Consider the following 13,659-nt stretch of genomic DNA (forward strand, 5'->3'; position numbering starts at 1 on the left):
ATGAGGATTATTATGCGCGCGCACACCGCTGTAGTTGCTTTGGGGTTATCGCTGGCGATCGGCCTGCCGTTACCAACCTGGGCCGCCGGGGACGCGGACTGCGGGACGGTTAACATGTCCGATCCCGGCTGGTCCGATATCGCCGCCACCAATGCGGTCGCGGGCCTGCTGCTGGAAGGCCTGGGCTACCGGCAGCAGGTGCAGAACCTGTCGGTGGCCCTGGCCTACCAGGGGCTGAAAACCGGCCAGCTGGACGTCTTTCTCGGCAACTGGATGCCGGCGCAGCGGCCGGTGATAGAGAAATACACCCGCGACGGCGCGGTCAAGGTGCTGGGGGCCAACCTGAACAGCGCCAAGTTTACCCTGGCGGTGCCGGACTATGTGGCGCAGGGCGGGGTGAAGGATTTTGCCGATCTGGCGAAATACGCCGACCGGTTTGATCATAAAATCTACGGCATCGCGCCCGGCGCGCCCGCCAACCAAAATATCAAAAGCATGCTGGATAAACAGGATTTCAACCTGGGCGGCTGGAGCCTGGTGGAGTCCAGCGAAAGCGGCATGCTGGCCCAGGTGGCGCGAGCGGTGGGCAAACAGCAGTGGATAGTGTTCCTCGGCTGGGAGCCGCATGCGATGAATACCCATTATAAGCTGACCTATCTTAGCGGCGGCGATCGGTATTTCGGGCCGAATTACGGCAGCGCCACGGTAAACACCGTCACGCGCCGGGATTTTGCCGCCCAGTGCCCCAATACCGGCCGGCTGTTTACCCAACTGACCTTTAGCGTCGATCTGGAAAACCGGATTATCAAGCGCGTACTGGATGATAAACAGACGCCCGCCCAGGCGGCGGCGGCGGAACTCAAGCTGCATCCCGGACCGCTCGACCGCTGGCTGGACGGCGTCACCACCCGGGAGGGCCAGCCCGGCCTGGCCGCCGTACGGCGGTCGCTTAAGCTGTAGCCGGCATCGTAGCCGCCGGGACCGGTGGTAAACCGGGCCTCCCGCCGGCGCGGGTTCCCAGGTAAATCATGAAAAGGCCCGCGCCGGTGAAGCGCGGGCCTTAGTTATGGCCGCGCTTCATCGTCGAACGGTTCCCCCAGCGTCAACATCAGGCGATTTGCCCAGGCAAAGAAGGCGGTGGCCTGCACCAGATCCAGCAGTTCGAGATCGCTTAATCCCAGCTCGCGCAGCCGGGTCAGCTGCCCTACCCCCGCCACGGCGGGCGAGGCCGACAGGGCGGCGGCAAAATCAATTATCGCCTGCCAGCGCGGGGACTGCCCGGTGCTGAGCACGCTGCCGGACGGGATATCCAGCAGCCGCTGGATATCATCGGGCCGTTTCGACAGCTGGCTGGCCTTGCGGGCATGTACCGAGGCGCAATAGATACAGCCGTTAACCTTACTGGCCACCGCCGCGGCCAGCTCCCGTTCCTTGCGCGTCAGCCCGCCGGAGGTGTAGAAAATTCCCTTGTCGGTCAGCGTGCGTTGTTCAAGCACCGCCAGGTTACGGCCGAGCAGGCGGAAATAGTCGGAGTCGGCATGGCCGTTATTCACCAGGGTCGTCTGCTGCTGCGGGCTAAATTCGGTTAATTTCTTGGCGGCAATCCAGGGCTCCCAGCCGAGCTCCCGCTGGGTAAACGCCTGGGGGGCGGAGCGTTCTTGATGGGTGCGGCCGCCGGTGCGCCAGCGTCCGGCCGGCGCGGCCTGATCCGACGGGTTGGCCACCGGCTGGTGGTTGATCAGCCGGTAGCCCCGCAGCAGGCGGCTTTGAAAACTGACGAAGGCTATCAGCTGCGACAGGGTCACGATGGCGTCAAGGGACCAGCCCACCCGCCGCAGGCCCGCCAGATGGCCCGGGGTGGCGCCGGCGGGATGGTGGCTAAGCAATTGGGCATGGGACAGCGCGGCCTCGAGTCGCGCGCCGCCGGCCGGCGGCGCCACTGCGGCCTGGAGCGCCGCGTAATGGTCGGCCAGACGGCTGTCGCCGTGCCATAGGGCGACCTGCCGCGCTACCTCGAACCGCTCCGGCAGCGGAAAATCAATACCGTCGCCGGCGGTAAACAATGCCCGGTAACTTCCCTGGATATGGCTGGTCGCCGCGTCGCGGGTGGTCCGCGCCGCCGCCAGGGGGGAATCCGGCGCGATATCCGCCAGTTGGTCGAGTACATCCACGCTAGCCTGGGTACTGGTCATAAGGTCTCCTGTGAAGAAAGCGTGTCGGGGCGGTGGGACGGCGCGTCCCCATCGCCGCGCGCCGGGGGCGTCCATCCCAGCGCGGGCGCCACGTCGCCGGCAATCAGTTCCAGCGAGCGCAGGATATAAGGGTGGGGCGGATCGATGGAATGCACCTGAAAAGCCAAATCGGTGACCCGCGCTAACGCGGAGTCGCGGCGCAGCGATGCCAGCACGTCTTCAGGCGTGCCGAGGTGGACATCAAAGGCGGCGATAAAATCATCCAGCCGGTCGCCGTTAAGCCGTTGGCCGGTGGCGCGGAAGTTTTCCGCCTGGCGGCGCAGCCCCTTTTCCGCCCACTGGCGCGCCCGATCGCCGTCGTCGGCGGCAAACGCGGTGCGGGAGCCGAGGATGCGCGGTTCAACGCCATCGGGCAACGCGTCCAGATAGGCGTCGATAATGGGATTTTGCATAGCATCCAGGGGCAGGTCCGGCGCCGCTTCGGGCCGGGGCTGGGTGCGGGACAGCATCAGGCCGTCGCCGGCGGCGCCGGCGCGGGCGCCGCCGTCAACCGAGAATGTCGCCTGCCATACCCGTCCGGCCAGCGCCTTGGCCGCCGGATACAGCCGATTGTCGCCGGCGCCGAGGGTATCCCCGCGCCAGGCCGCCAACAGGATGGCCAGGTTGGCGCCGAACACGGCGCCGCGCTCGTCGCTTTGCAGGCCGAACGGCGGAAACGAGGACGGGGTGCCGCCGGATCCCAGGCCGATTTCCAGGCGGCCGTCGGACAGCAGATCCAGCACCGCCGTATCTTCCGCCACCCGCAGCGCCAGCTCCATCGGCAGGGTGATAACGCCGGTGCCCAGGCGGATACGGCGGGTCAACGCCGCGATATGCGCCAGGAAAACCAGCGGCGCCGGCAGTCCCCCCTCGGCCTCATGAAAGTGGTGCTGGGCCACCCAGGCCGAGTCGAAACCCAGCGATTCGGCATGGAGGATCTGCTCGGTTGCCAGACGATACCGCTGCCGCGGATTAACCTCGTCCAGCAGCCGGGTAAAAAAACCTAATCGTTTAGTGCCGATAACCTGACTTGTCATACAGTGTTCCTTGGTGGCTGCCGTACGGTGTCCGGCGCCTGCCGGCGACCCGGGATGGCATTGATCAGCTCGCGGGTGTAGTCATCGCCCGGCCGGCTGAAAATTCGCTCAACGGCGCCGAAATCCACCTGCCGGCCCTTAAACAACACGGAAACGCTATGGGAAATCCGGCGCACGGTGGCGAGATCGTGGGAAATAAAGATATAGGTCAGTCCCAACTGGTCCTGCAATTCTTGCAGCAGCGCCAGGATTTGCGCCTGTACCGTTACATCCAGCGCCGAGGTGGCCTCGTCAAGTATCAGGATGCGCGGCCGCAGCACCAGCGCGCGGGCAATGGCCACCCGCTGTCGCTGGCCGCCGGACAGCTCGCGCGGTTTACGGTCGAGCAGCGCCAGGGGCAGGGCGACGCGGTCGGCCATCTCCTCCACGCGGCGGCGACGTTCAATTTTATCCAGGGGCGCAAAATTGCGCAGCGGTTCTTCAATAATAGTAAACAGGCGTTGCGACGGGTCCAGGGAGCCAAACGGGTTTTGGTAGACCAGCTGGATTTTCTGGCGGAACCGGCGCAGCGCTTCCCCGGTTAACCGGGTGATATCGGCGCCGTCGATGAGAACCTTGCCCGCGCCGGGGGCCTGGAAACCCAGCAGGATGCGCGCCAGCGTGGTTTTACCCGAGCCGGATTCCCCGACCAGGGAGTGAGTGGTGCCCTGTTCCACCGTAAAGGATACCTGGTCCACCGCCCGCAAGGGCGCCGCGTTTTTGCCCCCCAGGCTGAATGTTTTACTGACATTATCGACCACGATCGCCAGCGGGGCCGGCGCCTGCCGGCGCGGCGCGGGGCCATGCCGGGCGGGGCCATGCGATACAGGACCAGGCGGTACTGGGCTAGGCGGTAAGGGACTATGGCGCGCGGACAGCGCCGGCGCATCGTTGAACAGCTGCCGGGTATACTCGTTTTTGGGCGCGCGCAGTACCTCGGCGGTGGGCCCCTGCTCCTGTACCCGGCCATGGCGAAATACCAGCAGGCGGTCGGCGCGTTCCGCCGCCACCGCCAGATCGTGGGTAACAAACAGCACCGCGGTGCCGAATTCGCGCCGCAGCTCGTCGATCAGGTCAAGGATGCGTTTTTGTACCGTCACATCCAGGGCGCTGGTGGGCTCATCGGCAACGATCAGCGCCGGTCGCAGCGCAACGGCGATGGCAATCAGCACCCGCTGTTTCATGCCGCCGGACAGTTCATGGGGATATTGATGCACGCGCTGTTCAGGATGCGACAGGCCGACGCGGGTTAACAGCGCTATCACCCGGGCGTTGCGCTCCCGGCGCGGCAGGCGGCCATGGATCGAGAGGATCTCGGCCACCTGGCTGCCGATGGTCTTGACCGGATTAAGGGAACTGGTCGGGTCTTGGGGGATAAGGCTGATCCGCGCCCCGCGCAGGGCGTCGAGGCGACGCTGCGGCCAGCGGCCGATCTCGACGCCGTTCAGGCGGATATCGCCCTGCTCGAGCCGGCCGTTTTCCGCCAGCAGGCCGATAATCGCCTGGGCGGTGGTGGTTTTCCCCGAGCCGGATTCGCCCACCAGGGCCACTACCTCGCCGGGATGGATGGCAAAAGAGACGTTATGCACCACCCGCCGGCGCTGCCCCGCGCTGTCATAGGCGATGCAGACGTCATCCAGCTCCAGCACCGGCGCGGCGTTATCCTGCGCGGCCGCAGGCCCGCCGCCCAATCCTAATAGCGAGTGCAGCAGGCTCATCGGCGGCTCCCGGCGAAAGAGTGGCTGATACGGTTGGCCGCCAGCACCACCAGCACCACCACGATGCCCGGAAATGTCGTCAGCCACCAGGCGGTGGAAATATAATTACGGCCTTCGGCAATCAACAGGCCCCATTCCGGCGTCGGCGGCGGCGTCCCGTAGCCCAGGAAGCTCAGGGTGGAAATCGCCAGGATGGCGCTGCCGAACTGCAGGGCGGAAAACGCGATCGCCGAGGTCAGGGAATTGGGCAGGATATGCCGCCACAATACCGCGGCAAAGGTGCCGCCGCTGCCATAGGCCGCCTCGACGTAGTCGCTGTGGCGCACCCGCACTACCTCGGCGCGGGCGAGACGGGCAAAATTGGCCACCGAGGTAATCCCCACGGCAATGGCGGCATGCACGGTGCCGAACCCCAGCAGGATGATGATGCTCAGCGATAGCAGCAGGCCGGGTATCGACAGCAGGACGTCGATAAAACGCATGATCAGGCTGTCGGCCCAGCCGCCGGCGGCGCCGGCCACCACCCCCAGCGCGGTGCCCAATATCAATCCCAGCGCCACCGCCACCAGCGCGCCGGACAAAGAATAGGCCGCGCCATAGACGATGCGCGCGTAGAGATCGCGCCCCAGTTGATCGGTGCCGAGCCAGTGGCCGGCGCCCGGCGCCAGCCGCTGCGCGCCGGTTATGCCTTCCGTGCCGCTATAGGGCGTAAACAGCCCCGGCGCCACCGCCCAGCAAATCACCACGGCAAGCACCAGCCAGGCCAGCAGCAGGCTTGGCCGCGGCAAGGGCGGCCGCGGCCGGGAACGACGGCCCTCGGTGAAGCCGGACGGCCGCGGCGGCGTGGGGGCGGACTGTGGCGACGGCGGGGTGGCCAGCGGCAGGCTGCTCATATCATGGCTCCTGGGGTGATTTTCAGACGGGGATCGAGCAGCGGATAGATCATATCCACCGCCAGGTTAATGGCGACAAACGCCGCGCTTGATATCAGCACAATGGCCTGCAGCACCGCCACATCCTGGTTATTGACCGCCTGCTGGGTCAGTTGGCCCAGTCCGCTGAGGCCGAACACCGTTTCGGTGATCAGGGCGCCGGCGATCAGTTCCCCCAGCAGCAGCCCGGCAATGGTCAGCGCCGGCAGGACGGCGTTGCGCGCCACATGCCGCCACAGCACGCCGCCACGGCTCCCGCCCTTGGCCCGCGCCACCGCCACGAAGGGCAGGGTCAACACGTCATCGATGCTGCGGATCAGGATCTGCGCCAGCGGGGCGGAAACCGGCACCGCCAGGGTAATGATTGGCAGGATAAGCCCCTGCCACTCGCCGGGATTGATCACCGGGATCAGCTTGAGCCGGAAGGAGAACAGCTGGATCAGGGCAATGCCCAGCCAGAAGGTGGGAACGGAGATAAACAGCGAGGGCAGGGTGTGCAGCAGCGATCGCAGCCAACGGAACCTGGTCAGGGTCGCGATAAACGCGGTACTGACCGCCAGCGCCAGGGCCAGCAGGAAACCCGCCGCCGCCAGGCGCAGCGTGGACGGGAAATTATCGGCCAGCAGTTGGGTCACCGGCACCCCCGCCTGCAGCGAATAACCCAGGTTGCCATGCAGCACATTGCCCGCGGTATGCAGATACTGCCGCCATAAAGACTGGTCGGCGCCGTACGCCGCGCGCATATCGGTGATTTGCGCCGGGCTCAGCCCCATATCCGGATTTTGGAATTTAATCAGCACGGCATCGCCCGGCAGTACCTGCAATAAGATAAAGGAGACGGTGAACGCCGCCCAGAGCACCAACAATGCCTGCCCGATACGTGCGTAAAAATAACGATTCATGCTGGTCTCCCGTTGCTTGGCCCCGCCGGCGCGGCCTAATGTTTTTCCAGCCAGGCGCCGTAGAACGAGGGTCGTCCCACCGCCTCGAAGCTGACGCCCTTCAGGTAAGGCGCGCCGGCAAACACCTGCGGCTCCTCGAAAATCGGAATCACATAGGCCTGATCGAGAAGATAGCGCTGGGCGTCTCCCGCCAGCTCGAGACGCTTTTGCGCATCCACTTCCGCCGAGATGGCCACCAGCAGCGCGTTAAGCTTGTCGTCGCTGAAACTTTTCACCTTATTGCTCAGGCCGCCTTTTTGCAGCAGGGCGTCGCGGTTGGCGGGGTAAAACTGGCTTTTGATCACATCCGGATCGGCGCGGCCGACTTCCACCACGTTGGCCGGGGTTTTTAACGGGTCCAGGCTATCGGCCGTCTTGCTGCCGGCGTCGCCGGCCAGGATGGTCAGCCGCGCGCCCACCTGGTTCCACTGTTGTGACACCAGTTGCAATACCTCCTTGTTTTGCGGCTGCGGCGGCGATTCATAAATCGTCAGGGACAGCGATTGCCCGTCTTTTTGCCGCAGCCCGTCCGGTCCCGGCGTCCAGCCGGCCTCGTCGAGCAGCTTTTTTGCCTGCGCGGGGTCGAAGGCCAGTTTGTCCGCCAGGTTGACGTAACCGGCCGCCGGGGCGGCAATCACCGAGGTCGCCTGCGGATAGTTGGGCGAGAACAGGGTATCGACGATTTGTTTGCTATTGGTGGCGTGCAGCAGCGCCCGGCGTACCCGGCTATCGGCCACCAGCGGGTTATCCGGCCGGAAAGAGATGCCGTCGTTGACGCCCCGCGTCGGCGCCGCGTAAAGGGTGAAGTGCTGTTCTGCCGCCTGCTTCTCGTCATAGGCCTGGACCTGGCGTATAAAGTCGGCCTGTCCGGCCAGCAGCGCGCCGATACGCACGCTGTCTTCCGGCGTGACGATATATTTAATGGCGTCAAGGTTGGCCCGCCCCTGCTGCGGCAGGTTTTTCGGGCCCCAGTTGTAATCCGGCCGCGCCTTCAGGTCCACCTCGCGGCCCAGCGTTTCCGCGCTAACCACGAAGGGACCGGAGCCGATAATATGGCGGGCGTCGCCCAGGGCGTCGAAGTTTTGCGCCAGCGTGCCGAGTGAAACCAGTCCGGAGCCGATGGTGGCGGTGCCCTGCAGGAAACCGGGCGACGATTTTTTAAAGAAAAAGGTCACCGTCAGCGGATCGAGAACCTCGCTGCGATCGTAGTTATTAATCACTTCCGATACCGGCAGGCGGCGTTCCTTGTTTCCCAGGCCGAAGGTATCGAAGTTTTTCGCCACCGCGTTGGCGTCAAGCGGCGTGCCGTCCGAAAACGTTACGCCGGGACGGATTTTAAAGGTGTACTGCGTTTTATCGCCGTTGCTGGTCCAGGATTCGGCGATCCAGGGTTCAATGGCGAGCGTGGCGGGATTTTGGTAAGTCAGCTTATCGGTAATTTGATTAAGGATGCCGCCGTTGGGGTAAAAACCGCCGGCCGGCGGGTAAAGATTGGTATGCGCCTGTTGTTCCAGATAAATCAGCGTGCCGCCTGTTACCGGCGCGCCGTTGGCGGCCAATGTGCCGGAGGCTACGCTCAGCAGCGCCAACGCCAGCGCCAGGCCGCGGACCGGGCTTCCTCCGGTGGCATGACGGCCGGCGGTGTGAAGACGATATATTTTCTGCATGGTGTTGACCTCGGGAACAATATAACAGCCAATATCAGGCAAATATCCAGGAAGCCGAAATAATATATTCAAATATCCATTGCCGGAATGCGCATATACAAATAACAATAGTGGCTAAGTTTATAAGGAATACGGCTAAGAGAAACGTTCCTGCGATAATTACGTTATAAACCAGCAGCGAATTTATATAGAAGAATTAAATATATCTCATATTTTATTGTTTCTTCTTTCGGGCAGAAGCTTCACCTACTATGCCGATCATTATTAGCCCGGCAAATAAAGCATAAAAAATAATCAGTGGAATTAATCTTCACATTGGCGTAGCCCCAGCGGCGGTAAAAAGGATCGACGGGTTATGATCGTTCTGACGAACGTGTGCAAAATATTCGACGGCGATAAAACGCCGATCGTGGCGGTGGATAATGTCAGCCTGCGCGTCGAGCGCGGCCAGATTTACGGCATTGTCGGCTACAGCGGGGCGGGCAAAAGCACGCTGGTACGTCTGCTGAACGGCCTGGAAAAACCCAGTTCCGGCGAGGTGCGGGTGGCCGGCCAGGATATCGCCCGCGCCGGCGGTGAACAGCTGCGCCGGGCCCGGCTGAAAATCAGCATGATCTTCCAGCACTTTAACCTGCTGTGGTCGCGCACGGTCAGTCAAAATATCGCCTTTTCCATGCAGATTGCCGGCGCGTCGAAAGCCGCCATCAGCCAGCGGGTGGCGGAACTGGTGGCGCTGGTGGGCTTGCAGGGTCGGGAAAACGCCTATCCCGCGCAGCTCAGCGGCGGGCAAAAGCAGCGGGTGGGCATCGCCCGGGCGCTGGCCAACAACCCCGACGTGCTGCTGTGCGACGAGGCCACCTCGGCGCTGGACCCGCAGACTACCGACGCCATCCTTGATTTGCTGCTCGATATTAACCGCCGGCTGAACCTCACCATTGTGTTGATTACCCATGAAATGCATGTGGTGCGCAAAATCTGTCGACGGGTCGCGGTGATGGAAGCGGGGCGCGTGGTGGAGGAGGGCGAGGTGCTGGAGGTGTTTACCCACCCCCGTCAGGAGATAACCCGGCAGTTCGTCAGGCAGGTCAGCCAGTACCAGGAGATTGAGCAGGGTTTTAATCCGCTGCTGGTGCGGCACCTGCCCGGCGCCATCCTCAAGCTGACCTTTCTCGGCCAGAGCACGCATCAGCCGGTGGTGGCGGAGCTGACGCTGCGCTATGGCCTGCCGTTCAATATCCTGCACGGCAAGATGACGCATACCGCCAACGGCGTGTTCGGCGAACTGTGGCTGCATGTGCCGGCCGGCGAAGCGCAGTTGGCCGAAATTTTGGCCGACCTGGCGCATCAGGGCGTCGCCACCGAGGTGGTGCAACATGCTTGAATCCCTGTTTCCCCACCTGCGCCTCGACCAACTGTGGGCGGCCACCGGTGAAACGCTTTATATGACCGCGCTCTCCGGCCTGGCGACCCTGGCGTTGGGCATTGCCCTGGGGCTGGCGCTGTTCCTGACCGCCCGCGGCGGTCTATTTGCCCATCGCTTTATCTATGGCGCGATCTCGGTGCTGGTGAATGTGTTCCGTTCCATTCCCTTCATTATCCTGATTGTGCTGTTGATCCCGTTTACCAAAATTCTGATCGGCACCATCCTGGGCGCCAACGCGGCGCTGCCGGCCCTGATCGTCGGCGCCGCGCCGTTTTACGCCCGGCTGGTGGAGATTGGTCTGCGCGAAGTGGATAAAGGCGTGATCGAGGCGTCCCGCGCCATGGGCGCGCGCGTCGGCACGCTGATTTTTCGCGTACTGCTGCCGGAGTCCTCTCCCGCCCTGGTGTCGGGCATCACCGTCACCCTGATTGCGCTGGTCAGCTACAGCGCCATGGCCGGGGTGATCGGTGCCGGCGGGTTGGGCAACCTGGCCTATCTGGAAGGATTCCAGCGTAACCACAACGATGTCACGCTGGTGGCGACCGTGATGATTCTTGTCATCGTGTTCGTTATCCAGCTATTGGGCGACGTCATTACCTCACTGCTTGATAAACGTTAAACAGACCGGGATAACACCATGAAAAAAACCGTAACACTGCTGGCCGCCGCTACCATGACTTTACTTAGCCTGTCGGCCCAGGCCTGGGCCGATACCCTGACCGTCGGCGCCTCCAACGTGCCCCACGCCGAAATCCTTGAACAGGCCAAGCCGATCCTGGCCAAACAGGGCATTGACCTGGAAATCAAGCCGTTCCAGGACTATATCCTGCCCAATACCGCCCTGGCGAGCGGCGATATCGACGCCAACTATTTCCAGCACGTGCCGTACCTGAACAGCGTGCTCAAGGATCACGCCGGCGACAAGACCTATGATTTCGTCAGCGCGGGGGCCATCCATATCGAGCCCATCGGCATCTACTCGAAACGGTTCAAAAGCCTGAAGGATCTGCCGCAGAACGGCAAGATAATCATGCGCGACTCGGTGGCGGAAGAGGGTCGCATCCTGTCGATTTTTGAACGCGAGGGGGTGGTTAAACTTAAGCCGGGCGTCAGCAAGGTGGACGCGCGCATTACCGATATCATCTCTAACCCGAAGCATCTGCAGTTCCTGCCGAATATCGAAGGCTCCCTGCTGCCGCAGATGTATAATAACGATGAAGGCGACGCGGTGGTGATAAACGCCAACTATGCCATCGACGCCGGCCTTAATCCGGTTAAAGACCCCATTGCGGTGGAAAGCGGCGAGAACAACCCTTATGCCAATATTATTACCGTACACCGCGGCGATGAAAACAAGCCGGATATAAAAGCGCTGGTAACGGTGCTGCATTCCAAAGCCATCCAGGATTGGATCCGCGAAAAATATAAAGGCGCGGTTATCCCGGTTAATCATTAATGATGAGAAAACAGGGCCGGAATATCGGCCCTCAGGCTATTAACAAGCCGGCACATAAGCACCGTTTTACCAGCCCTTGACCGCGTCGCCATGATAGATTTTATCCGCCGCGGCGGCCACTTCATCGGTTTGATAGGCTTTCACCAGGTTTTTGACCTTATCGCTATCCTTGTTATCTTCCCGGGCGACAATCAGGTTGACGTAAGGGGAATCCTTATCCTCGATAAACAGGCCGTCCTTATGGGGCGATAGCCCGATTTGCGTGGAGTAGTTGGTATTAATGATCGCCGCGTCGACTTTGCCGTCGTCCAGCGTGCGCGGCAGCTGGGCCGCCTCGATTTCAACAATTTTCAGATGCTTGGGATTGTCGATAATATCAAGCGAGGTCGGCAGCAGGCCGGTGCCGTCCCTGAGTTTGATCAGACCGTTTTTCTGCAGCAGCAGCAGGGAACGTCCCAGATTGGTCGGATCGTTGGGTATGGCGATCTGGGCGCCGTCCGGCAACTGGCCGATGGCGTGGATTTTGCGTGAATAACCGGCGATGGGGTAGACAAAGGTTTTGCCGACCGCCGCCAGCCGATAGCCGCGCTCCTTGATCTGCTGGGCCAGGTAAGGACCGTGCTGGAAGGCGTTGGCGTCGATATCCTTGGTGTTCAACGCCTCGTTCGGCAGGACATAGTCGGTGAAGGTCACCACCTCCACGTCCAGGTTGTACTTATCCTTCGCCACTTTTTTTACCGCGTCCCACAAAGGCTGATCGATGCCCGCGCTGACGCCGACCTTGATATGGTTGGCGTTTTTATCCGCGTTATCGCACGCGCTTAACCATAGGGGAATGACCATCAGGCCGGCAAGGGCGATGGTTTTATAAGTGAGTGTCATGTTGCCGCGACTCCAGAATGGGTGAATTGCCGAATGGTTAACCAGCTGAGTTTTAGCCAATGGCGCTGTTGATCCGAATGCGTCTGGCGTTGTCAAATGCCTGCATTCTTTTATAAAGGTTACATTAAACGACAAGCGTAATATATTGCTGAAAACGCATTAAGAAATGATGAATTGTTATTAGCATTATTAGCTAAGAATAAATAAAAAAAGCATTAATAATCAAAAAGTAAGTATTTTTGTTAATCTTAAGTGAGATAATAATCACATAATGATAATTTTTACTCTATTTAATAAAACTGCAACACTATTTGACCCATAATGTTAACTCCATCCCCAGTGCCCAGGTAAATACATGGTCCAGCTATCGGTTCATCCCGGCGTTCGTTGTTACCAGCAGCGCGCAGCCGACACGTCCGCGCAGGATTGCGCGTTAAGCGAGCGCTTTATGCGCCAGGCCGTGCTGAACAAAACCAGGCCGGCGATTATCACGCTGGACCGTATCCTGAGCTATGGCGAACTGGCCCGGGACGCGCGCCCCCTGGCCGCGCACCTGCGCCGGCTGGGCGTGGGACCGGAAACGCCGGTGGCGGTGTTATTGGAGCCCGGCATTGAGCAGATCACCGCCCAGGTGGCGATTATCCTGGCCGGCGGCAGCGTGCTGCCGCTGGACGCCTCGATGCCGGATGAACAGCTGGCCGGTTTGCTGCGGCAGTGGCGGGTGCGGTTTACCCTCACCGACGGCTTGTCCCAGGCGCGGGTTTTGCCTACCCATTTTGTCGTCCTGGAACACATAGCGGTGGGGGATGGCAATGATCTGGATTTTATCCCGGCGCGCGCCTCTCCGCCGCAACGCACCCATCTGCTGGTGACGGGGGGCGCCTGCAGGGAGATTGACGCGCGCAGGATCACAGGCCGGGTCATCAATCGCCGGCACGTGCGGGTGAACCATGACGATCGGGTTGGCTGCATTGCCGAACCCACGGGCTTTGCATATCAGCTTGAGGTATGGGGCGCCTTGCTTAACGGCGCGGCGGCGGTGGTGCTGCCGATGAGTATCGTCCTCGACCCCGTTCGGTTAACCACGGCATTGGCCCAGTTTGCCATCAGCATCCTTTTTATCAGCGCCAAGGCGTTTAACCAGGTGGCGCGCCGGTGTCCGGATGCGTTCCGGTCCCTGCAGTACCTGCTGGTGGCAGGCGATGCCCTTGACGGCGCGGACGTGAGCCGGGTATTAAAATACGGGGCGCCACGGCATCTATTGAACGCCGGACCGGCTTACGGCAACCCGGCCGGCCCGTTATATCGTGAGATCCCAGCTATATGAGTAATA

12 protein-coding genes are annotated in these 13,659 nt (G+C 61.7%); 5 read left to right on the forward strand and 7 right to left on the reverse strand.

Translation table 11 applies throughout. The features are described 5' to 3' along the window. The first annotated feature begins 12 nt into the window (after positions 1 to 12). Positions 13 to 960, forward strand: a complete 948-nt coding sequence (gene choX / locus GRH90_RS15160; RefSeq protein ID WP_162366799.1) for a choline ABC transporter substrate-binding protein — start codon at positions 13 to 15, stop codon at positions 958 to 960. A gap of 104 nt (positions 961 to 1,064) precedes the next feature. On the opposite strand, the gene GRH90_RS15165 is transcribed toward choX, so the two are convergent. Genes GRH90_RS15165 through GRH90_RS15190 form a run of 6 tightly spaced genes read right to left on the reverse strand, consistent with a single transcriptional unit; the run spans position 1,065 to position 8,565 of the window. Beyond that, positions 1,065 to 2,192, reverse strand: a complete 1,128-nt coding sequence (locus tag GRH90_RS15165) for an alkylhydroperoxidase domain protein (RefSeq protein WP_162366800.1) — start codon at positions 2,190 to 2,192, stop codon at positions 1,065 to 1,067. Beyond that, positions 2,189 to 3,253 carry a putative FMN-dependent luciferase-like monooxygenase gene (locus GRH90_RS15170; RefSeq protein WP_162366861.1) on the reverse strand — a complete coding sequence of 355 codons (1,065 nt, stop codon included), beginning with the start codon at positions 3,251 to 3,253 and terminating at the stop codon, positions 2,189 to 2,191. Before GRH90_RS15170 ends, GRH90_RS15165 begins: the two co-directional genes overlap by 4 nt. A gap of 11 nt (positions 3,254 to 3,264) precedes the next feature. After that, positions 3,265 to 5,025 carry a dipeptide ABC transporter ATP-binding protein gene (locus GRH90_RS15175; protein ID WP_162366801.1) on the reverse strand — a complete coding sequence of 587 codons (1,761 nt, stop codon included), beginning with the start codon at positions 5,023 to 5,025 and terminating at the stop codon, positions 3,265 to 3,267. Continuing rightward, on the reverse strand, positions 5,022 to 5,918 hold the full coding sequence (locus tag GRH90_RS15180) for an ABC transporter permease (RefSeq protein ID WP_162366802.1): 897 nt from the start codon (positions 5,916 to 5,918) through the stop codon (positions 5,022 to 5,024). Before GRH90_RS15180 ends, GRH90_RS15175 begins: the two co-directional genes overlap by 4 nt. Next, positions 5,915 to 6,859 (reverse strand): ABC transporter permease, encoded by a 945-nt coding sequence (locus tag GRH90_RS15185; RefSeq protein WP_162366803.1) that lies wholly within the window; start codon positions 6,857 to 6,859, stop codon positions 5,915 to 5,917. Before GRH90_RS15185 ends, GRH90_RS15180 begins: the two co-directional genes overlap by 4 nt. A 35-nt stretch (positions 6,860 to 6,894) precedes the next feature. Further along, positions 6,895 to 8,565: a TIGR04028 family ABC transporter substrate-binding protein gene (locus tag GRH90_RS15190; RefSeq protein ID WP_162366804.1), complete on the reverse strand. Its 1,671-nt coding sequence runs from the start codon at positions 8,563 to 8,565 to the stop codon at positions 6,895 to 6,897. Between the two features lie 355 nt (positions 8,566 to 8,920). On the opposite strand from GRH90_RS15190, the gene GRH90_RS15195 reads away from it, so the two are divergent. From GRH90_RS15195 to GRH90_RS15205, 3 genes are read left to right on the forward strand one after another with little or no spacing between them, the layout of a single operon-like run. Continuing rightward, a complete protein-coding gene (locus tag GRH90_RS15195; protein ID WP_162366805.1) occupies positions 8,921 to 9,946 on the forward strand; it encodes a methionine ABC transporter ATP-binding protein in 1,026 nt (341 codons plus the stop codon). Further along, complete coding sequence (locus GRH90_RS15200; protein WP_162366806.1) at positions 9,939 to 10,607, forward strand: methionine ABC transporter permease; 669 nt, start codon at positions 9,939 to 9,941, stop codon at positions 10,605 to 10,607. Before GRH90_RS15195 ends, GRH90_RS15200 begins: the two co-directional genes overlap by 8 nt. Before the next feature lie 18 nt (positions 10,608 to 10,625). Beyond that, positions 10,626 to 11,444, forward strand: a complete 819-nt coding sequence (locus tag GRH90_RS15205; protein WP_162366807.1) for a MetQ/NlpA family ABC transporter substrate-binding protein — start codon at positions 10,626 to 10,628, stop codon at positions 11,442 to 11,444. A 66-nt stretch (positions 11,445 to 11,510) separates the two neighbouring features. Here GRH90_RS15205 and metQ read toward each other — a convergent pair whose 3' ends face one another. Further along, the gene (metQ, locus tag GRH90_RS15210; protein WP_162366808.1) at positions 11,511 to 12,326 is read right to left on the reverse strand and encodes a methionine ABC transporter substrate-binding lipoprotein MetQ; all 816 of its coding nucleotides are present in this window, start codon (positions 12,324 to 12,326) and stop codon (positions 11,511 to 11,513) included. 355 nt (positions 12,327 to 12,681) lie between these two features. Between metQ and GRH90_RS15215 the strand changes: the two genes are divergently transcribed. Next, positions 12,682 to 13,653, forward strand: coding sequence for an AMP-binding protein (locus tag GRH90_RS15215; RefSeq protein WP_162366809.1), 972 nt, complete (start codon positions 12,682 to 12,684; stop codon positions 13,651 to 13,653). The last annotated feature ends 6 nt before the right edge of the window (positions 13,654 to 13,659 follow it).

The organism is Acerihabitans arboris (assembly GCF_010131535.1).
Classification (GTDB): Bacteria; Pseudomonadota; Gammaproteobacteria; order Enterobacterales; family Enterobacteriaceae; genus Acerihabitans; species Acerihabitans arboris.